Below are 20,292 nucleotides of genomic sequence, written 5' to 3'. Positions count from 1 at the left end.
ACTAGGAGCCCTGCGGGGAACTAGGAGCCCGCGGGCTCCTCGCCCTCCGTCTTGCCCTCGGCGGGCTGGATGCCGAGGCGCTCGACGAGCCACTTGTCGAACTCGATCGAGGCGCGGACCCAGCTCACCGTCGAGGAGACGAAGTGCTCCAGGCTGACGCCGGTGCCGATGAGCATCTGCGCCTCACCGATCAGCCGGACGGAACCCGCCTCGCCCTCCTCGCCCTCGTGGGCGTGGGTGTAGACCTTGGGCCACAGGGTGCGGCGGTTCCAGTCGTCGATGGCGTCCAGCAGGACGGGACGCTGGTCGAGGTCGTGGGGGCGGTCGTAGAACGTGCGGACCGAGAAGACCTGCTGCTCCTCCTCGCCCCGGAACATGAAGTACGTCCGGAACTCTTCCCACGGCGCCGCGAGGTCGCCCTCGTCGTCGACGACGTACTTCAGCTCCATCTGGTCGAGGAGCTGCTTGACGAGGTCCTGGTCAGGGACGACGGGGCCCTCCGGTCCTGCCGCCTGCGGTTCGGGCTGGCCCCCGAAATTAGGAATCGAGGACGGATCGATGCTCACCGTTATTTCCCTTCGTGCGGTTGCGGCCATCCTCTCCCATGGCGGGCGGGGCATGGCAAGCCCGGACGGCCCCTATCCGCCACAAGCTGACAGAGAGCGGGTGGGGACGGGAGCCGCCGGGCACGTCTCCACGGACTGCGATGTTCCGTGACCGGCGGTGACGACCTGCTGGGGCCGTCGGGGCGACCGGGTGGGGTCGTTACGAGGCGGGGCCGACGCTCAGCCCGTCCTCGACCCGCTCCACCCGTACGGTGTCACCGTCGCGGACCTCTCCGGAGAGGATCTCCTTCGCGAGCCGGTCGCCGATCGCGCTCTGGATGAGCCGGCGCAGCGGCCGCGCCCCGTACGCCGGGTCGTTGCCCTCCTCGGCGAGCCAGGCCAGCGCCTCCGGGGAGACCTCCAGGGTGAGCCTGCGGTCGGCGAGGCGCTTCGCCAGCCGGTCGATCTGGAGCCCGGCGATGTGCGCGAGCTCCTCGCCGGACAGGGCGGAGAAGACCACCAGGTCGTCGAGCCGGTTGATGAACTCCGGCTTGAAGGAGGCCCGCACCACGTCCAGCACCTGCTGCTTCTTGACCTCGGGCTTGACCAGGGGGTCCATCAGGAACTGGCTGCCGAGGTTGGAGGTGAGGACGAGGATGGTGTTGCGGAAGTCGACCGTGCGGCCCTGGCCGTCGGTGAGCCGGCCGTCGTCGAGGACCTGGAGCAGGACGTCGAAGACCTCGGGGTGGGCCTTCTCGACCTCGTCCAGCAGCACGACGCTGTACGGGCGGCGGCGGACGGCCTCGGTGAGCTGGCCGCCCTCCTCGTAGCCGACGTAGCCGGGCGGGGCGCCGACGAGGCGGGCGACGCTGTGCTTCTCGCCGTACTCGCTCATGTCGATGCGGATCATGGCCCGCTCGTCGTCGAACAGGAAGTCCGCGAGCGCCTTGGCCAGCTCGGTCTTGCCGACGCCGGTGGGGCCGAGGAAGAGGAACGACCCGGTGGGCCGGTCGGGGTCCGCGATCCCGGCGCGCGTGCGGCGTACGGCGTCGGAGACGGCCTGCACGGCCTCGCTCTGCCCGATCAGCCGCCTGCCCAGCTCGGACTCCATCCGCAGCAGCTTCTGCGTCTCGCCCTCCAGCAGCCGCCCGGCCGGAATGCCGGTCCAGGCGCCGACGACGTCCGCGATGTCGTCCGGGCCGACCTCCTCCTTGACCATGGTGTCCTTGGAGGCTTCCTGCTCCGCCTCGGCGGCCTCCTCCAGCTCCCGCTCCAGGCCGGGGATCTCCCCGTACAGCAGCTTGGAGGCGGCGTCGAAGTCGCCGTCACGCTGGGCGCGTTCGGCCTGGCCCCGCAGCTCGTCGAGGCGCTCCTTCAGCTCACCGACCCGGTTGAGGCCCTGCTTCTCCTTCTCCCAGCGGGCGTTGAGGCCGCGCAGCTCCTCCTCCTTGTCGGCGAGGTCGCGGCGCAGCTTCTCCAGGCGCTGCTTGGACGCGGGGTCGGACTCGTTCTTGAGGGCCAGCTCCTCCATGCGCAACCGGTCGACGGAGCGCTGGAGTTCGTCGATCTCCAGCGGTGAGGAGTCGATCTCCATACGGAGCCGGGAGGCGGCCTCGTCGACGAGGTCGATGGCCTTGTCGGGGAGGAAGCGGGAGGTGATGTAGCGGTCGGAGAGGGTGGCGGCGGCCACCAGCGCCGAGTCCGCGATCTGCACCTTGTGGTGGGCCTCGTAGCGGCCCTTGAGCCCGCGCAGGATCGCGATGGTGTCCTCGACGGAGGGCTCGGCGACCAGCACCTGCTGGAAGCGCCGCTCCAGGGCGGGGTCCTTCTCGATCCGCTCGCGGTACTCGTCGAGCGTCGTCGCGCCGACCATGCGCAGCTCGCCGCGGGCCAGCATCGGCTTGAGCATGTTGCCCGCGTCCATGGCGGAGTCGCCGCCGGCGCCCGCGCCGACGACGGTGTGCAGCTCGTCGATGAACGTGATGATCCGGCCGTCGCTCTCCTTGATCTCGGAGAGGACGGTCTTCAGACGCTCCTCGAACTCGCCGCGGTACTTCGCGCCGGCGACCATCGCGCCGAGGTCCAGCGAGACGAGACGCTTGTTCTTCAGGCTCTCGGGAACGTCGCCCTTGACGATGCGCTGGGCGAGCCCTTCGACGACGGCGGTCTTGCCGACGCCGGGCTCACCGATGAGCACGGGGTTGTTCTTCGTCCGGCGCGACAGCACCTGCACGACGCGGCGGATCTCCTGGTCGCGGCCGATGACCGGGTCCAGCTTGCCCTCGCGCGCGGCGGCCGTGAAGTCGGTGCCGAACTTCTCCAGGGCCTTGTACTGGCCCTCCGGGTCGGGTGTGGTCACCCGGCGCCCTCCCCTGCTCGTCTCGAATGCCGCCAGCAGCTTCTTCGCACCGGCGCCCTGCCCGTCGAGGATCTCACCGGCGCGGCCGCCCTTGGCCGCGATGCCGATCAGCAGGTGTTCGGTGGAGATGTAGTCGTCGCCCAGCTCCTTCGCCCGCTGGGCGGCGTCCTGGATGACGGCCAGCAGCTCGCGGTTGGGAGCCGGCGGGGCGACGGTGGAGCCGGTGACGCTGGGCAGGCCCCCGAGCAGCCGCTCGGTCCCGCCCCGCACCGCGGCCTGGTCGGCCTCGACGGCGGCGAGCAGGTCGGTCACGTTCTCGTTGTCCTGGCCCTCCAGCAGCGCGAGCAGCAGGTGCCCCGGGGTCAGATCGGCGTGCCCGTCCTTCACGGCCCTGCTGGTGGCCGCGTTGATGGCGTCCCGGCTCTTGTTGGTCAGCTCGGCGTCCACGTGTGGTTACTCCTCCTCGCAGCTGGTGGGTCGTACGTCTCCGTTGACTCGATCAACGTACACAAAGTTGAGTCTATTCCACTCAAGGCGATGCGCGCACGCGCCGCGCGCACCCGAGGACCGGCCTCGTACGCTGCCCCCATGGCAGACGTACACGACCCCGCTCCCGCCTACGTCGCGTTCTGGCGCGAGAGCCACCTCTCCACCCTGACGACCCCACGCCCGGACGGCACGCCGCACGTGGTGCCGGTGTGTGTGACGTACGACCCGGAGGCAGGGGTGGCGCGCGTGATCACCGACGGCGGCAGCCGCAAGGTCGCCCACATCCGGGCCGCCGGCCCCGGCGGCGCGCGCGTGGCCGTCTGCCAGATCGACAGGGCCCGCTGGGCGACCCTGGAGGGCCTCGCGGTCGTCCGCACGGAGCCGGAGGCCGTCGCGGACGCTGAGGCCCGCCACGAGGCGCGCTACGGCCGCGCCCCGCGGATCAACCCGACCCGGGTCGTCATCGAGATCGCCCTCGACCGGGCGCTCGGAAAGGTCTGACGGGTCCCCCCGGACACCGCCCCCGCAACCCCGTACGGGAACAGCACAACGGCGCCACCGTGTTCAGGTCACGGTGGCGCCGCTGTGTGGGGGAAGCGCCGGAGCGATAGGTGACGACGGGGGAATCGCTCAGGCACTGCGGGGGGTGGCGGAAAGGGGTTCTGCGTCGAACAGCTCGTGGTCCCGCTGATCGAGGTTGACGAAGATCATGCCGTACCTGACGGCACAGCGGACCGGCTGCGGCGCACCGCGCGGCCGACGGAGACAGCGATAGGCGCGGACGTCCTCGTCCTCTTCCATCACCACGACGATCGGCTCTCCGAACAGGGTGACCATCAACGAGTCGCCACGGCGGGGGAGGGCCGTGAGCAGATCGATGAAATGCCACCCTGAGCGATAGGCGGTTGCCATCTCGCGCCGGAAGGTGCGGTCGTCCGGCGGGGTGGTCATGCGACCGTGCGGGCCGGAGCGACCCAGCCGATGTCACCCGGGGTCGCGGCGGGCGAGACCCAGCCGATGTCGCCCTTGACCGCGGCGGGCGAGACCCAGCCGATGTCACCCTGGACCGCGGCGGGCGAGACCCAGCCGATGTCACTGGGCGCTGCGGCCCGAACAGTCTTCTGCTCGCCGCTGCCGCCCATGGCGCCGACGCCCGTCAGCCCGAGTCCAAGGGCCGCGACGAACGAGGCGGCAAGCGCCGAGCGAAGCATTCGCTTGTACATAGTCGGCTTCGTCCTCACTTGTGGATTCTTCTCCCCCGCACCTAAGACGATGTCCCACCTGGGCACGCGAACACCACTGGGTCGATGCATCATGTTCCTGAATGTTCAGGAACCTGGGGGGTGGAGAAATGACCACAAGCCACACAAAGAAGACACATCCTCACGGGATCACCGAACTGTGCGAGGCAGGGGGACGTCTTTACGCCACCGCACTCCGGTCCGGCCGCATCGCCCGGTCCGAGCTGGAACCCGCTCCGTGCCTGATGGAGTTCGCCCTGCTCCATCCCGACCCGGACGACGCCGGCTGGCTCCGGCCGGTACCGCCGTCGGCGGCGCTGGCCCAGCATCTGCATCCCATAGAACGCGAGATCCAGGAACGCCGACGCCATTCGGTGGAACTGACCGAGTCCTTCGAGCCTTTCATGGACATCAGCGCCCAGGGCCCGCCCACGACGCACGCCATCACCGTGCTGGAGGGCGTCAACCGGATCAACGCGGCCCTCGACCTCGCCACCACGGAGTGCCGGGCCGAGGTGCTCACCGTCCAGCCGGGCGGCGGACGCAACGAGGACCAGCTCAGCAAGTCGCTGGAGCGCGGACTGTCCGTCGTCCACCGCGGGGTGCGCATCCGCACCCTCTACCAGCACACGGTGCGCCACAGCCCCAGCACCCTGGCCTACGCCGAGCGCATCGCCAACGACAACGTGGAGATCCGGACGCTCGAAGAACTCATCGAGCGCCTGATCGTCTTCGACCGCACGGTCGCCTTCATCCCCGCCCAGGACGACCGCCAGGTCGCCCTCGAACTGCGCCACCCCGGCCTCGTCGAATACCTCGTGAAGGTCTTCGAACAACTGTGGACCCGTGCCGCACCTCTCCTCGAAGAGGTCAAGTACGACCCGATGCCCCAGGGAATCAGCGGCGTTCAGCGTTCCATCGCCCAACTCCTCGTCGAAGGGCACGTCGACGATTCCATCGCCCGCCGGCTCGGCATGAACGTCCGCACCTGCCGTGCGCACGTGGCCAAGCTCTCCGCCGCTCTGGGCAGCAGCAGTCGCGCCCAACTCGGCTACCTGATCGCACGTTCGGGAATCCTGGACCACACCCCCTGAACCCCCGGGCGCTCCCCTTCTCCCTCCGTCCCCGCTCCCCCGTCCCCGCTCCCCTCCCACCCGGAACACGGCCGCACAAGCCCACCCGGAACGCGACCGCACAAGGGGGAGTAGGCGGCCGCGTCCCGCGCTGTCGGGACCCCCCCGGAATCCCCGACAGAGCGAGCCTTTCGCGCCCTCTAGGCTTTGGCCACCGTCATCTTGTTGCAGTGCGAGAAGTGGGGGGCCCACAATGCACACGGAGGGGACGAACCGGACCCACGCGCACGGGAACAGGGAACTGTGCCCGCCCGCCGTCCGGCTCTACGGGACAGCGCTCCGCGACGGCCGCGTCGCCCGCGCCGCGACCGGGCCGGTCCCCTGCCTCATCGAGTCGGCCCTTCTCCAGCCCGACCCGTTCGACGACGCGTGGCTGCGCCCCGTACCGCCGTCGGCCGCGCTGGCGCACCTCCTGGGACCCATCACCCGCGAGATCGACGAACGCATCCGGCTCACCGCCGCGCTGAGCAGTTCACTCGCCCCGCTGACGACGGTGGCCGTCGACGACCCGAACCTCGCCATCACCGTCCTCGAAGGCGAGAGCCTCATCGCCGGCTCCCTGCGGAACGCCTCGGCCGCCGCGAGGGAGGAGGTCCTCACCGCGGAGCCGGGCGGCAACGGCCCGGCCGACGGCCTCCGGGAGTGCCTGGAGAACGCACGGACCGTCATCGCGGCCGGCGGCCGCGTGCGCCACCTCTACCAGCACCCCGCGCGCCACAGTCCGGAGATCGCCGCCTACGCGGCCCAGCTCCCGGCCGACCGCCTCCAGGTCCGCACCGTGGAACGGACCATCGAACGGCTGACCGTCTTCGACCGGACGGTCGCCTACGTCCCGGCGACGGCCGAGCGCACCGCGGCCCTGGAGATCCGCCATCCCGCGCTCGTCCGCTACCTGGTCCAGGTCTACGAAGTCCTGTGGGCGCAGGCCACCCCGTACAGGCGACAGCCCGCCACCACCGCCCCCGTCACCGACGTCACCGCCGTCCAGCTCGGCATCGCCCGCCTCCTCGTCGAAGGCCACGTCGACGACGTCGTCGCCCGCAGGATGGGCATCAGCGTCCGCACCTGCCGCGCCCACATCGCCCGGCTCACCCGGACACTCGGCGCCACCAGCCGCACCCACCTCGGCGCACTCCTCGTCCGGTCAGGCATCGTCGACGCCGACCCGCCCGGACCCTGACCACCACCAGCCGAAAGGGCGACCGATGCGCACCGGGGCCGACGACCCACCCGCAGCTCCACACGTCCCGCACTCCCCGCACGAACTCTGCCCACCGGCGATCGGCCTCTACGCCGAGGCGCTCCGCACGGGACACGTCCCCGAGCCCGACGCCGCCCGCGCGCCCTGCCTCGTCCCGCTCGGGCTGCTCCGCCCCGACCCGGACGACCCGGGCAGGCTGCTCCCCGTACCGGCGGCCGCGGCGCTGACCCGGCTCCTCGGGCCGCTCGCCCGGGACCTGGACGAGCGGCTGGCCTCCGCCGCCGCCCTCGTCGACGCGCTGACGCCGCTGGCCTCGATCGCGGGCCCCGCCCACGGCTCCACCTTCACGGTGCTCGAAGGAAAGCCCGCCATCCGGTCGTCCATCGAGGAAGCCGTCCACGCGGCCGAGAAGCACATCCTCACCCTCCACCCCGGCAGCAAGCGCCCCGGGGCTCTCCTGGTCCGGGCGAGGAACGAGGCCCTGGCACCTCTGCGACGCGGCGTGCACATGCGCCACATCTACCAGCACTCCGCCCGCTACCACCCGAATCTGAAGGACTACGTGGACCGGCTGCCGGAGGAGCGGCTGGAGATCCGCACCATGGAGCAGACCCCGGAGCGGATGTTCGTCTTCGACCGGACCACCGCCTTCGTCGCCGCCTCCGCCGACCGCGACATCGCCCTCCGCATCACCCACCCGGCCGTCGTCCGCTACCTCGTCCACGTCTACGACGTCCTGTGGGCCGGAGCCACACCGTTCGAAGCGCCCCTGGAGACCGCGCTGCCCGGCGCCCCCGTCACCGCCGTCCAGCTCGGCATCGCCCGCCTCCTCGTCGAAGGCCATGTCGACGACGTCGTCGCCCGCAGGATGGGCATCAGCGTCCGCACCTGCCGCGCCCACATCGCCCGGCTCATGCAGGCCCTCGGCGCCACCAGCCGCACCCACCTCGGCGCACTCCTCGTCCGGTCGGGCATCTCCGAGACGGACCGGCGGACACACGGCTGACCGGCGGCAGCCGGACGACGGCCCCCCGAACTCCCCGGCCACCTGCGAGAATCCCGCACGTCAGGCCTGACCGACCTGACGCATCACCGCCACGCGACCGAAGGACCACGAGAACCGGATGACCGACACCACCCCCCTACCCGCCGCCGTCGAGGACGACCACCACGGGGGCATCGTGGTCGAACTCACCGGAGAGCACGGTGAGATGCTCGTCGTGAGCGGCGAGGGAATTCCCCGCGTGGTCCTCACCCGCGCACCCGGCACGGAGATCGACGACCACATCGCCATCGGCACCCGCGACCCCCGCCGGCTCACGCTCACCGTGGACGGCCGGGAAGCGACGATCAGGCCGGGCAAGGGAAAGCTCCGCCGCCGGTCCTACCGGGTCGACGTCCGCTGCGCGGGTACGTCCTACCGGCTCGTGCCCGACTCGATCCCGAGCAGTCGGCTGACCCGGGCCGGCAAGCACCTCGGGGACTTCTCCTCGGACGGCGATCGGCGGGTGATCGCGGAGTGGCGGGCCGGAGCCGCCGTCGAGCCGGCCGACGCCGCGATCGGCTACGCGCTGGCCGCCGCGTTCGGCACCGGCGGCCTGCCGATGTGGATGATGGCGGTCGAAGCGGTCAGCGAGCTCCTGCCGTAGGCACCACGCTCGGCACACGTCAAGGGGCCGGGAGAGCGGATGAACGCTCTCCCGGCCCCTTGACGTGTACGGAGCGTACGAAGGAAGCCGCTGGACTCCGGTCCGTCGGCCGCCGACCGGTCCGTCGGCCGCTTCTAGTCCGTCGGCCGCTTCGGCTTCGGCCGCCAGACCACCAGCGCGCTGGTCTGCTGCACGTCCTGGTACGGCACCAGGTCCCGGCGGTACGAGGCGTGCACCTGGGCCTCGCGCTGCTGCATGGCGACCGCCGCGCCGTCCACCGCCGCCGAGAGCTCGGCGACGCGCTGCTGGAGGGCCGCGACCTGGTTCTCCAGCTCGATGATCCGCTTGATGCCCGCGAGGTTGATGCCCTCGTCCTGCGACAACTGCTGCACGGCGCGCAGCAGCTCGATGTCGCGGGCCGAGTAGCGCCGGCCGCGCCCGGCCGTACGGTCGGGGGAGACCAGGCCGAGACGGTCGTACTGACGCAGTGTCTGCGGGTGCAGGCCAGAGAGCTGGGCCGCGATCGAGATCACGTACACCGGTGTCTCATCGGTCAGCTGGTACGGATTGCGTCGACGGCCGTCCATCTCAAGCTCCCTTCGCAGCCTGGAACAGTTCCGCCCGCGGGTCCTCGTCCGCGGTCGCCTTCCGGTAGGCCTCCAGGGCGTCCCTGGCCTCCTGGCCGAGGTCCCGGGGAACCGCGACCTCCACGGTGACCAGCAGATCGCCGCGGGTGCCGTCCTTGCGCACCGCGCCCTTGCCCCGGGCGCGCATCGTACGCCCGTTGGGAGTGCCGGCGGGGAGCTTCAGGGTGACCGGGGGGCCGCCGAGGGTGGGGACCTTGACCTCGCCGCCGAGCGTCGCCTCCGGATAGGTGACGGGCACGGTGACCGTGAGGTTGTCGCCCTTGCGGCCGAAGACCGGATGGGCGTCGACGTGGACGACGACGTACAGATCGCCGGCCGGGCCGCCGCGTTCGCCGGCGCCGCCCTTGCCGCGCAGCCGGATCCGCTGGCCGTCGGAGACGCCCGCCGGGATCCTCACCTGCATGGTGTGCGCCGACTTCGCCCGGCCGCTGCCCTTGCAGACGTCGCAGGGGTCCTGGGCGATGAGGCCCCGGCCCTTGCAGTCCACACAGGGGTCGGTGAGCGAGAAGCCGCCGCCGCTGCCGCGCGAGACCTGGCCGGTGCCGACGCAGGTCGGGCAGACCCTGGGGGTGCCGTTCTTGTCGCCGGTGCCGGAACACGCCTTGCAGGGCGCCTGGCTGGACATCCGCAGCGGGACCGTGGCCCCGTCGACCGCCTCGGTGAAGCTGAGCGTCACCTCGGACTCGATGTCCTGGCCGCGCTTGGGCTGGACCCGGGTGCCCGTGCCGCCGCGGTTGAACAGCCCGCCGAAGACGTCGCCGAGACCGCCCCCGCCGCCGAAGCCGCCGGCCGCGCCGCCCTGGGCACCGCCCGGGGCGCCGCCTCCGAAGAGGTCGCCCAGGTCGAAGTTGAAGTTGCCGCCGGCACCACCGGGGCCGGGGCGGAAGCCGCCGTTGCCGAAGAGGGCGCGCGCCTCGTCGTACTCCTTGCGCTTCTTGGGGTCACCGAGGACGTCGTTCGCCTCGGAGATCTCCTTGAAGCGCTCCTCCGCCTTGGCGTCGCCCTTGTTGGCGTCCGGGTGGAACTCGCGGGCGAGCTTCCGGTACGCCTTCTTGACCTCGGCGTCGGTGGCGTCCTTGGGGACGCCGAGGACCTTGTAGTAGTCCTTCTCGACGAAGTCCTTCGTGCTCATCGACGTCCCTCCTTCCGGACGATCGGCCGAGCGGCCGGCCCGTGGGCCGGCCGCCGGGCCGGTCGGTGGACACCGTGGTGGTCAGACGCGTTGCCGTCAGACCTCCTCGGTGCCACCGCTCTCCTCGTCGTCTGTCTTCTCTTCCTTGGCCGCGGCGGGCGTGGCGCCCGGCTGCGGCTCGGCGACGGCCACCCGCGCGGGGCGGATGGTGCGCTCGCCGATGCGATACCCCGGCTGCAGGATCGCCACGCAGGTCGTCTCGGTGACGTCCGGCGCGTAGCTGTGCATCAGGGCCTCGTGGATCGTCGGATCGAAGGGCTCACCCTCCTTGCCGAACTGCTGGAGGCCCAGCTTCGCGACGGTGGTCTCCAGCGATTCGGCCACCGACTTGAAGCCGCCGACCAGCTCGCCGTGTTCCCGTGCGCGGCCGACGTCGTCGAGGACGGGCAGGAGCTCGGACAGGAGGTTCGCGACAGCGATCTCCTTGACCGTGACCCGGTCCCGCTCGACGCGGCGGCGGTAGTTCTGGTACTCGGCCTGGAGCCGCTGGAGGTCCGCGGTGCGCTCACCGAGCGCGGTGCGTACCTGGTCCAGCTGTGCGGTCAGACCGACGGTCGGGTCGAGGTCCCCGGCCGGGGCCGCCGTCTCCTCCTCGGAGGAGTCGGCAGCCTTCGGCTCGGCGTCATCAGGGGTGGCGCCGGAGGGGACGTCGGGCTTCTCCTCGAAGCCCGGAGTCTCCTCGGTCACGCCGCACCGCCCTTGGTGTCCTTCTCGTCGTCCACGATCTCGGCGTCGACGACATCGTCATCGGCCTTGCCCTGGGCGTCGCCCGGGGCGTCGGCGCCCGGGGTCGCACCCTCGGCCTGGGCGTTGGCGTACATCGCCTGGCCCAGCTTCTGGGAGACGGCCGCGACCTTCTCGGTGGCCGTGCGGATCTCGGCGGAGTCCTCGCCCTTGAGCTTCTCCTTCAGCTCGCCGACAGCGGTCTCCACCTCCGTCTTCACGTCACCGGGGACCTTGTCCTCGTTGTCCTTGAGGAACTTCTCCGTCTGGTAGACGAGCTGCTCGCCCTGGTTGCGCGACTCGGCGGCCTCGCGGCGGGCGTGGTCCTCCTCCGCGTACTTCTCGGCCTCTTCGCGCATCCGGTTGACCTCGTCCTTCGGCAGCGAGGAGCCGCCGGTGACGGTCATCTTCTGCTCCTTGCCGGTGCCGAGGTCCTTGGCGGCGACGTGCATGATGCCGTTGGCGTCGATGTCGAAGGCGACCTCGATCTGCGGCACACCGCGCGGGGCCGGCGGCAGACCGGTCAGCTCGAACATCCCGAGCTTCTTGTTGTACGCCGCGATCTCGCGCTCGCCCTGGTAGACCTGGATCTGCACGGACGGCTGGTTGTCCTCGGCCGTCGTGAAGATCTCGGAACGCTTGGTCGGGATCGTGGTGTTGCGCTCGATGAGCTTGGTCATGATCCCTCCCTTGGTCTCGATGCCGAGGGACAGCGGGGTGACGTCGAGGAGCAGGACGTCCTTGACCTCGCCCTTGAGGACACCGGCCTGGAGCGAGGCGCCGATGGCGACGACCTCGTCCGGGTTCACACCCTTGTTGGCCTCCTGGCCGCCGGTCAGCTCCTTGACGAGCTCGGCGACGGCGGGCATACGGGTGGAGCCACCGACGAGAACGACGTGGTCGATCTCGGAGAGCTGGATGCCCGCGTCCTTGATGACGTTGTGGAACGGGGTCTTGCAGCGGTCCAGGAGGTCCGCGGTCAGCTGCTGGAACTGCGAGCGCGTGAGCTTCTCGTCCAGGTGCAGCGGGCCCTCGGCGGACGCCGTGATGTAGGGCAGGTTGATCGTGGTCTCGGTCGAGGACGAGAGCTCGATCTTCGCCTTCTCCGCGGCCTCGCGGAGACGCTGGAGAGCCATCTTGTCCTTGGACAGGTCCACGCCGTGCCCGTTGGCGAACTGCTTCACCAGGTAGTCGACGACGCGCTGGTCCCAGTCGTCACCACCGAGGTGGTTGTCACCGTTGGTGGCCTTCACCTCGACGACGCCGTCGCCGATCTCCAGGAGGGACACGTCGAAGGTGCCGCCACCGAGGTCGAAGACGAGGATCGTCTGGTCGTCCTTGTCGAGGCCGTACGCCAGCGCGGCGGCGGTCGGCTCGTTGACGATGCGCAGGACGTTCAGGCCCGCGATCTCGCCGGCCTCCTTCGTCGCCTGACGCTCGGAGTCGTTGAAGTACGCCGGGACGGTGATGACCGCGTCGGTCACCTTCTCGCCCAGGTAGGACTCGGCGTCGCGCTTCAGCTTCTGCAGGATGAAGGCGCTCATCTGCTGCGGGTTGAAGCTCTTGCCGTCCAGGTCGATCTTCCAGTCAGTGCCCATGTGGCGCTTGACGGAGCGGATGGTCCTGTCGACGTTGGTGACCGCCTGGCGCTTCGCGACCTCGCCGACGAGCACCTCGCCGTTCTTGGCGAAGGCGACGACGGACGGCGTGGTCCTGGCGCCTTCGGCGTTGGTGATGACGGTGGGCTCGCCGCCTTCGAGAACGCTGACGACGGAGTTAGTCGTGCCCAGGTCGATGCCGACCGCACGTGCCATTTCAATTCCTCCAACTGACTACTTGAGTGGATCTGACTCAAGAATGCATGACGCCGACGTCGGAGTCAACAGACCTGAGTCTCTTACGCTCAACTTAAGTGCTCACATAGAGCACACCCAGGGCACACCCGCCCTCCGCCCGCCCTCCTGGGCCACCCCACGACCGCACCCGCGCACGCCACACCCCTCGCGCACCACCCGACCCACCGTCTCACCGTGGGATCGTTCTGTCACAAAATGCCGCGAGACGGCCACAACCGTCCCCGACTGGCAGGTTTCACCGTGGATCGTCACACCATCGAACCTCGAACCCCGGGCGGGCGCGATGCAGAACGCGAGGAAGCCGCGCGTACGGCGGAAGAACCAGAGAAGCCTGAAGAGCAACCAGAGAGGCCAGCAGGACCAACAGGTTCAACAGGGCCAGAAGAAGGCCCACAGGAACCCACAACCTGAGCAGCCCCAGCAACCTCCACAACCTCAGCAACCTCCACAGCCCCGACAGCCCCAGCGGTCGCAGCAGCCCCAGCGGCCGCGACGCCCCCGGCCGACACCTCCGCACCCCCGGCCACCCCAACCCTCACCCCCGTACAGGAGCGAGACGGGCACGGTCAGGGGCCAGTTCCCGTCACGCCCCGTGGCACGCCTGGCCGGCCTCGCCGACCGGGCCGGGCGGCTGGCGGACCGCTTCCTCCCGCGCACACCGGCCGAAAGGGTCCTGGACCTGGCCCTCGGAACCGCCCTGCTGATCCTGACCGCCCCCGCCGTAGCCGTCGCGGCCCTCGCCCTGAGCGCGCGGCACACGCCGGGCGGCGCCTGGGACCGCCGCCCCAGGACCGGCCTGGGCGGCCGGGTCTTCGAACTGCGGACCCTGCGCACCCGGAGGCTCCGGCTGGACCTGTTCTCCCGCCTGCCCCACGTCGTACGCGGCGACCTCTCCCTGGTCGGCCCCGCCCCACTGGCCCCGGGCGACCCACGGGCCACGGGGCCCGGAGCCCGGCAGTGGCGACAGGAACTGCGGCCGGGGCTGACCGGACTGGCACAGGTACGCGCCCGTTCCGGCATGCCGTGGGACGACCCCGCTCTGCTGGACCAGCACTACGCAGAGCACCATGGAGTGGTGCTCGACCTGGCGATCCTCGCCGAAGCCGCACGCGCCCCCCTGCGGACGCGGCTCCGGAAGGCCCGCCGGACCAAGGCACACCTGAGCGACGCAGATCACCGACGACCCGGCTACAGCACGGTGGAATAAGTGGATAGTGTCAGCACAGACTAATTAAGTTACTGCTTAGTAGTAGCGGGTAGCAGGAACAGAACCCCGCTCTCGCAGGCCCGAGGAGCCCCGAAATGCAACTCGCCGCGATCATTGTGTCGCTGGTGCTGACGGTCGTCGGCGTTGCGCTCATCACCCGAGCCGTCGCGCAGATCTACCGCTTCGTCCGTCTCGGACAGCCGGTACCAGCAGGCAGCCGCACCGACGACCCCAGGCAGCGGACGATCACCCTGATCAAGGAGTTCGTCGGTCACACCCGCATGAACCGCTGGGGAATCGTGGGCGTCGCCCACTGGTTCGTCGCGGTCGGCTTCCTGACCCTGGGCCTGACGATCGTCACGGCGTACGGCCAGCTGTTCAAGGCCGACTGGGTGCTGCCGTACATCGGCACCTTCCTGCCGTACGAGGTCTACATCGAGTTCATCGCGCTCGGCACGACCCTCGGCATCCTCGTGCTGATCGCGATCCGCCAGCTGAACCTGCCCTCGCGGGCGGGCCGCAAGTCGCGCTTCACCGGTTCGAAGATGGGCCAGGCGTACTTCGTCGAGGCGATCATCCTGATCATCGGCGCCGCGATCATGCTGCTCCGCGGCCTTGAGGGCGCGCTGCACCACGTGGACAGCTACGGCCCCGCCTACTTCGCCTCGTACCCCCTGGTGCTGGCCTTCAAGGGGCTGAGCACCGAGACGCTGCAGAACCTGGTCTACCTGTTCGCGATGATCAAGCTCGGCACGACGATGATCTGGGCGATCACGGTCGGGCTGAACACCAACATGGGTGTCGCCTGGCACCGCTTCCTCGGCTTCCCGAACATCTGGTTCAAGCGGAACGCCGACGGCGACGTCGCGCTCGGCGCGCTCCAGCCGATGACGACGGCCGGCAAGGAGATCGACTGGGAGGACCCGGCCGAGGACGCGGTCTTCGGCGTCTCCCAGGTCGAGCAGTTCTCCTGGAAGGGCATCCTCGACTTCTCCACCTGCACCGAGTGCGGCCGCTGCCAGTCGCAGTGCCCCGCCTGGAACACCGGCAAGCCCCTCTCCCCCAAGCTCCTGATCATGTCGCTGCGCGACCACGCGCACGCCAAGGCCCCCTACCTCCTGGCCGGCGGCGGCAAGGACATGGAGGGCAACGAGAAGGCCACCGAGGAGCAGCTGAGGGACGTCCCCGCGGCCGCCCTCGCCGAGGCCGAGCGCCCCCTCATCGGCACCGCCGAGGAGAACGGCGTCATCGACCCGGACGTCCTGTGGTCCTGCACGACCTGCGGCGCCTGCGTCGAGCAGTGCCCGGTCGACATCGAGCACATCGACCACATCGTCGACATGCGCCGCTACCAGGTGATGATCGAGTCCGCGTTCCCGTCCGAGGCGGGCACGATGCTCAAGAACCTGGAGAAGAAGGGCAACCCCTGGGGGCTGGCCAAGAAGGCACGCGTCGAGTGGACCAAGGAGGTCGACTTCGAGGTCCCGATCGTCGGCAAGGACGTCGAGGACCTCACGGAGGTCGACTACCTGTACTGGGTCGGCTGCGCGGGCGCCCTGGAGGACCGGGCCAAGAAGACCACCAAGGCCTTCGCGGAGCTGCTGCACATCGCGGGCGTCAAGTTCGCGATCATGGGCGGCGACGAGAAGTGCACCGGTGACTCCGCCCGCCGCCTGGGCAACGAGCCGCTGTTCCAGCAGCTCGGCCAGGAGAACGTGGCGATGCTGAACATGGCGTACGGCGAGGACGAGGACGAGCCGGAGACGAAGAAGCCCAAGTCGTCGAAGAAGATCGTCGCGACCTGCCCGCACTGCTTCAACACGATCGCGAACGAGTACCCGCAGCTCGGCGGCGAGTACGAGGTCATCCACCACACGCAGCTGCTCCAGCACCTCATCGACGAGGGCAAGCTGATCCCGGTGACCCCGGTCGAGGGCCTGATCACGTACCACGACCCGTGCTACCTGGGCCGTCACAACAAGATCTACACCCCGCCGCGCGAGATCATCGCGAAGGTCCCGGGGCTGCGGAACGAGGAGATGCACCGCCACAAGGAGCGCGGCTTCTGCTGCGGCGCCGGTGGTGCCCGGATGTGGATGGAGGAGCGGATCGGCAAGCGCGTGAACAACGAGCGCGTCGAGGAAGCCCTCGCCCTCAACCCGGACATCGTCTCGACCGCCTGCCCGTTCTGCCTCGTCATGCTGACCGACTCGGTCAACGGCAAGAAGAACGACGGCCAGGCCAAGGAGTCCATCCAGGTCGTGGACGTCTCGCAGCTCCTCCTGGAGTCGGTGAAGACCCCGGCCGATCCGGCGGGCGAGCCGGAGCAGGTGGACGCGCCGGAGCCCGAACCGGCAAAGTGACCTGACGCACCGAAGCGATGAGCGGCCGGACCTGCCTCGGGGGCAGGACCGGCCGCTTTTCCGTGGGGCGCGGGAGCTCCGCCCGCCGGACGTGACGACCGCCGCAGGCGAACGGTGAACCCCGGCATGTACGCGACGACGTATCTGGAGCATCATGTGCCCCGGAGCCGCCCGCCACGACTCCCGGACTACGTACGACGAACGACGAACGAGGCCCCCGTGCGCCCACGCACCCGCACCCGCCGCACCCGCACCGAACACCCGCGGGAAGCGGTCACCAGCAGGCTGACGCCCGCCCTCGCCGCGGGCTGTACCGCCCTGCTGCTGACGCTCACGGCCTGTACGGGCGCGTCCCCCGCGTCCGGCGGCAAGAACGGCGACACCCCGCCCCGGGCGCGGACACGGACGCAGGCGGAGACAGGGAGCGCCCCCGTCCCCCGCGGCACCGGCAGCCGCGTCCCGTACGACTTCAACGGCGACGGCCACCGCGACCTGGTCATCGACGACCTGGTGAAGGCCCCCGAGGACAGCCACGGCGACGACGCGGGCATCGGCGTCGTCTACGGCTCCGACGACCGCCCCCTGGACCCGGCCACCCGGCAACTGCTGAGCGCCCGGGCGAACGCGGCGAAGTCCGGCGACACCCTGCCCGCCGCGTTCGACGCCGAGGCGGCCTGCGACCTGGACCGGGACGGCTTCACCGATCTGATCGTCTCCACCGACCCCCCGTACAACGGCGTCGGCGCCCCGCCCGTCCCCCTCCAGATCCTCTTCGGCTCCCCGGAGGGCCTGACCGGCAAGGCGGTCACGATACGCATCCCGGCGCAGGCCCGGTTCGGCGACGAATGGCCCGAGCATCCGGTCTGCGGCGACTTCGACGGCGACGGCGAGGCCGACCTCGCGGTCACCGCCAGCGCCGGCCGGATCACCTTCCTGCGCGGCCCCTTCACCCGCACCGGTGCCCCGAGCGGCGCGGAGCTGCTCCCCGACGGCAGCCCGTACCTCTACGCCCCCGAGCCCCGGGCCGACACCGACGGCGACGGTTACGACGACCTCGTCGCCGCCGCCCGCCCGCACGCCCCCGGCCGGCCGGGCAAGGGCACCCTCCTCCTCGGCTCCGCGAAGGGCCCGGTCCGGCCGGGCGGCGCCTACGCGTTCCGGGCGGAGAAACTCCCCAGCGCGCCGTTGAAGGCCAAGGGCACCACCCGCACCGTCCTCCTGGACCACGGCGACTACGACGCCGACAAGAAGCCGGACACGGTGGTGCGGACGTACCGGGGCGAGCGGCAGGACCTGATCGCCCTCTACACGGCGGGTAACACGGACAGGCCGGTACTCACCTTCTCCACGGCGCTGTTCCTCCCCTGAACTCCCCCTCCCGGGGCCCGGGGTGCGGCCCCTAGGGGATGTCACAGCTCGGCCGCAAAGGCGGACGGGTTCCCCCGGCCCCCACCCCCCACCCCCGGGGACCAGGTACGTTCGACGGGTGGCTGGATTCAGGATCGGACGCGGCCGGGACAACCGCACCCCGCAACAACCGCAGCAGCAGCGGCAGCAGCCGTACGGAGGGCAGGCACCACAGCCGCCGTACGGTGCTCAGCCGTGGCCGACGGCAGGAGGCCCCGCCAACGGCGGAGCGCCACCGCCGTACGGGCCGCCGCAGGGCGCCCCGTACAACACGGGCGGCGACTACGCGGGCCCCGGACCGGGCGGACACGGCGGACAGGCAGGACACGGCCAGGGCCAACCCCACGGGCACGGTCCCCACGGCGGCCACGGCGAGCCGGAGTACTTCGGCGACCCGTACGCGGACCCCGCGCCCCATGACCCCTACGCCAACAACCCGGGTCACACGCAGGCGTTCCGCGTCGACGAGGACCCGTACAACGGCGGCAACACCTACCAGGCGGGCTCCGCCCCCGCCCAGCCGACAGGCCCGCGCCTGCGCTGGAAGGAACTGCTGACAGGCATCGTGGCCCGCCCGGGAGCGACGTTCTGGCAGATGCGGGACTACCCGGTCTGGGGCCCGGCGCTGGTCGTCACGTTCGTCTACGGCCTGCTCGCGCTGTTCGGCTTCGACCAGGCGCGCGAAGAAGCGATCAACGCGACGATCTCGACGGCCATCCCGTACGTCCTGTTCACCGGCGTCGGCTTCGTCATCGGCGGCCTGGTCCTCGGCGCGGTGACCCACACCCTGGCCCGCCAGCTCGGCGGCACGGGCTCGTGGCAGCCGACGGTGGGCCTGTCGATGCTGATCATGTCGATGACCGACGCCCCGCGCCTCCTCTTCGCCCTCTTCCTGGGCGGCGAGAACTCCCTGGTCCAGATCGTGGGCTGGCTGACCTGGCTGGCTGCCGGGGCCCTGTTCACGTCGATGGTCAGCAAGTCGCACGACCTGCCGTGGCCGAAGGCGCTGGGTGCGTCGGCGATCCAGCTGATCGCACTGCTGTCGATCATCAAGCTGGGCACGATCTGAGGAACGGCGTGAGAAGGCCGAGAAGGGCCCCGGAGTGCGGAACGCGCACTCCGGGGCCCTTCTCCCACACTGGCACTGCGCACGCACCTGGACACCGCACCCGCACGTACGCACACCGCGAGATCAGGAGTCGAGAACCTGCCCGTCCCGCCGCACGACGGGCTTCTCCACACTCCACGGGAAGTTGATCCACTGATCGGTCTTCTTCCACACGTACTCGCACTTCACGAGGGAGTGGGACTTCTCGTAGATGACGGCGCTGCGCACCTCGGCGACATGGTCGACGCAGAAGTCGTGGACGAGCTTCAGCGTCTTGCCCGTGTCAGCGACATCATCCGCGATCAGCACCTTCTTCTCGGAGAAGTCGATCGCGTTGGGGACGGGCGCCAGCATGACGGGCATCTCCAGGGTGGTCCCGACCCCGGTGTAGAACTCCACATTGACGAGGTGGATGTTCTTGCAGTCGAGCGCGTACGCAAGCCCGCCGGCGACGAACACCCCGCCCCGGGCGATGCTCAGCACGACGTCGGGCTCGTACCCGTCGTCGGCGACGGCCTGCGCCAGCTCGCGCACGGCCCGCCCGAACCCCTCGTACGTCAGATTTTCCCGCTCGTCACTCGCCATGATTGATCACACCTGGGTCCGATGGAAGTTCTGGAACGACCGCGACGCCGTCGGCCCCCGCTGCCCCTGGTACCGCGACTCGTACCGCTCGGAGCCGTACGGGAACTCGGCGGACGAGGTCAGCTTGAACAGGCAGAGCTGCCCGATCTTCATGCCAGGCCAGAGCTTTATGGGCAGGGTCGCGAGATTCGACAGCTCCAGGGTCACGTGCCCGGAGAACCCGGGGTCGATGAACCCGGCCGTCGAGTGCGTCACCAGCCCGAGCCGCCCGAGCGAACTCTTGCCCTCCAGCCGCGAAGCCAGGTCGTCGGGGAGCGAGATCACCTCGTAGGTGGACGCCAGCACGAACTCCCCGGGGTGCAGGATGAACGCCTCATCGCCCTCCGGCTCGACCGTACGGGTCAGATCGGGCTGTTCGACGGCCGGATCGATGTGCGGGTACCGGTGGTTCTCGAACACCCGGAAGTAGCGGTCCAGCCGCACGTCGATGCTCGACGGCTGCACCATCGAAGGGTCGTACGGATCAATACGGACTCGGCCGGCGTCGATCTCGGCCCGGATGTCCTTGTCTGAGAGAAGCACCCACC

General features: G+C 70.2%; 19 protein-coding genes. 9 read left to right on the top strand and 10 right to left on the bottom strand.

The window, feature by feature from the left end; genetic code table 11:
• Positions 1-20 precede the first annotated feature (20 nt).
• Both OG245_RS19925 and clpB read right to left on the bottom strand, forming a co-directional pair.
• Entirely contained in the window at positions 21-566 is a 546-nt protein-coding gene (locus OG245_RS19925) for a YbjN domain-containing protein (protein ID WP_371624846.1), read from the bottom strand.
• A gap of 199 nt (positions 567-765) precedes the next feature.
• Entirely contained in the window at positions 766-3,351 is a 2,586-nt protein-coding gene (clpB, locus tag OG245_RS19920; RefSeq protein ID WP_371624845.1) for an ATP-dependent chaperone ClpB, read from the bottom strand.
• Positions 3,352-3,492: 141 nt separating this feature from the next.
• On the opposite strand from clpB, the gene OG245_RS19915 reads away from it, so the two are divergent.
• Entirely contained in the window at positions 3,493-3,894 is a 402-nt protein-coding gene (locus tag OG245_RS19915; RefSeq protein ID WP_371624844.1) for a pyridoxamine 5'-phosphate oxidase family protein, read from the top strand.
• Between the two features lie 129 nt (positions 3,895-4,023).
• Here the strand turns inward: OG245_RS19915 and OG245_RS19910 are convergent, their stop codons facing one another.
• Both OG245_RS19910 and OG245_RS19905 read right to left on the bottom strand, forming a co-directional pair.
• A complete protein-coding gene (locus OG245_RS19910) occupies positions 4,024-4,344 on the bottom strand; it encodes a hypothetical protein (RefSeq protein ID WP_030588701.1) in 321 nt (106 codons plus the stop codon).
• Positions 4,341-4,616 carry a hypothetical protein gene (locus tag OG245_RS19905; protein WP_371624843.1) on the bottom strand — a complete coding sequence of 92 codons (276 nt, stop codon included), beginning with the start codon at positions 4,614-4,616 and terminating at the stop codon, positions 4,341-4,343. The genes OG245_RS19910 and OG245_RS19905 overlap by 4 nt, the downstream gene beginning before the upstream one ends.
• Before the next feature lie 128 nt (positions 4,617-4,744).
• Between OG245_RS19905 and OG245_RS19900 the strand changes: the two genes are divergently transcribed.
• The 4 genes from OG245_RS19900 to OG245_RS19885 all read left to right on the top strand — a co-directional run bounded on the left by OG245_RS19900 (position 4,745) and on the right by OG245_RS19885 (position 8,617).
• Positions 4,745-5,728, top strand: coding sequence for a helix-turn-helix transcriptional regulator (locus OG245_RS19900; RefSeq protein ID WP_371624842.1), 984 nt, complete (start codon positions 4,745-4,747; stop codon positions 5,726-5,728).
• 232 nt (positions 5,729-5,960) lie between these two features.
• The gene (locus OG245_RS19895) at positions 5,961-6,947 is read left to right on the top strand and encodes a LuxR C-terminal-related transcriptional regulator (RefSeq protein ID WP_371624841.1); all 987 of its coding nucleotides are present in this window, start codon (positions 5,961-5,963) and stop codon (positions 6,945-6,947) included.
• Positions 6,948-6,972: 25 nt separating this feature from the next.
• The gene (locus OG245_RS19890) at positions 6,973-7,974 is read left to right on the top strand and encodes a LuxR C-terminal-related transcriptional regulator (RefSeq protein WP_371624840.1); all 1,002 of its coding nucleotides are present in this window, start codon (positions 6,973-6,975) and stop codon (positions 7,972-7,974) included.
• Between the two features lie 118 nt (positions 7,975-8,092).
• Positions 8,093-8,617, top strand: a complete 525-nt coding sequence (locus OG245_RS19885; RefSeq protein WP_371624839.1) for a hypothetical protein — start codon at positions 8,093-8,095, stop codon at positions 8,615-8,617.
• 134 nt (positions 8,618-8,751) lie between these two features.
• Here the strand turns inward: OG245_RS19885 and OG245_RS19880 are convergent, their stop codons facing one another.
• The 4 genes from OG245_RS19880 to dnaK all read right to left on the bottom strand — a co-directional run bounded on the left by OG245_RS19880 (position 8,752) and on the right by dnaK (position 12,993).
• Positions 8,752-9,204: a heat shock protein transcriptional repressor HspR gene (locus tag OG245_RS19880; RefSeq protein WP_371624838.1), complete on the bottom strand. Its 453-nt coding sequence runs from the start codon at positions 9,202-9,204 to the stop codon at positions 8,752-8,754.
• A gap of 1 nt (position 9,205) precedes the next feature.
• Positions 9,206-10,396, bottom strand: coding sequence for a molecular chaperone DnaJ (gene dnaJ, locus OG245_RS19875; RefSeq protein ID WP_371624837.1), 1,191 nt, complete (start codon positions 10,394-10,396; stop codon positions 9,206-9,208).
• A 96-nt stretch (positions 10,397-10,492) separates the two neighbouring features.
• The gene (gene grpE / locus OG245_RS19870; protein ID WP_371624836.1) at positions 10,493-11,143 is read right to left on the bottom strand and encodes a nucleotide exchange factor GrpE; all 651 of its coding nucleotides are present in this window, start codon (positions 11,141-11,143) and stop codon (positions 10,493-10,495) included.
• Complete coding sequence (gene dnaK, locus OG245_RS19865; protein ID WP_371624835.1) at positions 11,140-12,993, bottom strand: molecular chaperone DnaK; 1,854 nt, start codon at positions 12,991-12,993, stop codon at positions 11,140-11,142. The genes grpE and dnaK overlap by 4 nt, the downstream gene beginning before the upstream one ends.
• 634 nt (positions 12,994-13,627) lie before the next feature.
• On the opposite strand from dnaK, the gene OG245_RS19860 reads away from it, so the two are divergent.
• The 4 genes from OG245_RS19860 (at position 13,628) to OG245_RS19845 (ending at position 19,081) form a co-directional block, all read left to right on the top strand.
• A complete protein-coding gene (locus OG245_RS19860) occupies positions 13,628-14,242 on the top strand; it encodes a sugar transferase (protein WP_371624834.1) in 615 nt (204 codons plus the stop codon).
• A 95-nt stretch (positions 14,243-14,337) separates the two neighbouring features.
• Positions 14,338-16,605 (top strand): (Fe-S)-binding protein, encoded by a 2,268-nt coding sequence (locus OG245_RS19855; protein ID WP_371624833.1) that lies wholly within the window; start codon positions 14,338-14,340, stop codon positions 16,603-16,605.
• A gap of 219 nt (positions 16,606-16,824) precedes the next feature.
• Positions 16,825-17,973, top strand: a complete 1,149-nt coding sequence (locus OG245_RS19850) for an FG-GAP repeat domain-containing protein (RefSeq protein WP_371624832.1) — start codon at positions 16,825-16,827, stop codon at positions 17,971-17,973.
• Between the two features lie 118 nt (positions 17,974-18,091).
• Positions 18,092-19,081 (top strand): Yip1 family protein, encoded by a 990-nt coding sequence (locus tag OG245_RS19845; RefSeq protein WP_371624831.1) that lies wholly within the window; start codon positions 18,092-18,094, stop codon positions 19,079-19,081.
• A 123-nt stretch (positions 19,082-19,204) separates the two neighbouring features.
• On the opposite strand, the gene OG245_RS19840 is transcribed toward OG245_RS19845, so the two are convergent.
• Together OG245_RS19840 and dcd are read right to left on the bottom strand one after the other, a co-directional pair.
• Positions 19,205-19,705, bottom strand: coding sequence for a phosphoribosyltransferase (locus tag OG245_RS19840; protein ID WP_007452875.1), 501 nt, complete (start codon positions 19,703-19,705; stop codon positions 19,205-19,207).
• A gap of 6 nt (positions 19,706-19,711) precedes the next feature.
• The gene (gene dcd / locus OG245_RS19835) at positions 19,712-20,287 is read right to left on the bottom strand and encodes a dCTP deaminase (RefSeq protein WP_003967584.1); all 576 of its coding nucleotides are present in this window, start codon (positions 20,285-20,287) and stop codon (positions 19,712-19,714) included.
• Positions 20,288-20,292 lie beyond the last annotated feature (5 nt).

Origin of the sequence: Streptomyces sp. NBC_01116, assembly GCF_041435495.1 — a bacterium.
GTDB lineage: Bacteria > Actinomycetota > Actinomycetes > Streptomycetales > Streptomycetaceae > Streptomyces.
Note: the sequence above shows the minus strand (reverse complement) of the source record. Positions and strands in the feature narration are given on the sequence as shown.

Bases quoted from the DNA above. Each gene is read 5' to 3' on its own strand.
- OG245_RS19915 (WP_371624844.1), top strand. From the start codon at position 3,493: ATGGCAGACGTACACGACCCCGCTCCCGCCTACGTCGCGTTCTGGCGC.
- OG245_RS19910 (WP_030588701.1), bottom strand. From the start codon at position 4,344: ATGACCACCCCGCCGGACGACCGCACCTTCCGGCGCGAGATGGCAACC.
- OG245_RS19905 (WP_371624843.1), bottom strand. From the start codon at position 4,616: ATGTACAAGCGAATGCTTCGCTCGGCGCTTGCCGCCTCGTTCGTCGCG.
- OG245_RS19900 (WP_371624842.1), top strand. From the start codon at position 4,745: ATGACCACAAGCCACACAAAGAAGACACATCCTCACGGGATCACCGAA.
- OG245_RS19895 (WP_371624841.1), top strand. From the start codon at position 5,961: ATGCACACGGAGGGGACGAACCGGACCCACGCGCACGGGAACAGGGAA.
- OG245_RS19890 (WP_371624840.1), top strand. From the start codon at position 6,973: ATGCGCACCGGGGCCGACGACCCACCCGCAGCTCCACACGTCCCGCAC.
- OG245_RS19885 (WP_371624839.1), top strand. From the start codon at position 8,093: ATGACCGACACCACCCCCCTACCCGCCGCCGTCGAGGACGACCACCAC.
- OG245_RS19880 (WP_371624838.1), bottom strand. From the start codon at position 9,204: ATGGACGGCCGTCGACGCAATCCGTACCAGCTGACCGATGAGACACCG.
- dnaJ (WP_371624837.1), bottom strand. From the start codon at position 10,396: ATGAGCACGAAGGACTTCGTCGAGAAGGACTACTACAAGGTCCTCGGC.
- dnaK (WP_371624835.1), bottom strand. From the start codon at position 12,993: ATGGCACGTGCGGTCGGCATCGACCTGGGCACGACTAACTCCGTCGTC.
- OG245_RS19855 (WP_371624833.1), top strand. From the start codon at position 14,338: ATGCAACTCGCCGCGATCATTGTGTCGCTGGTGCTGACGGTCGTCGGC.
- OG245_RS19840 (WP_007452875.1), bottom strand. From the start codon at position 19,705: ATGGCGAGTGACGAGCGGGAAAATCTGACGTACGAGGGGTTCGGGCGG.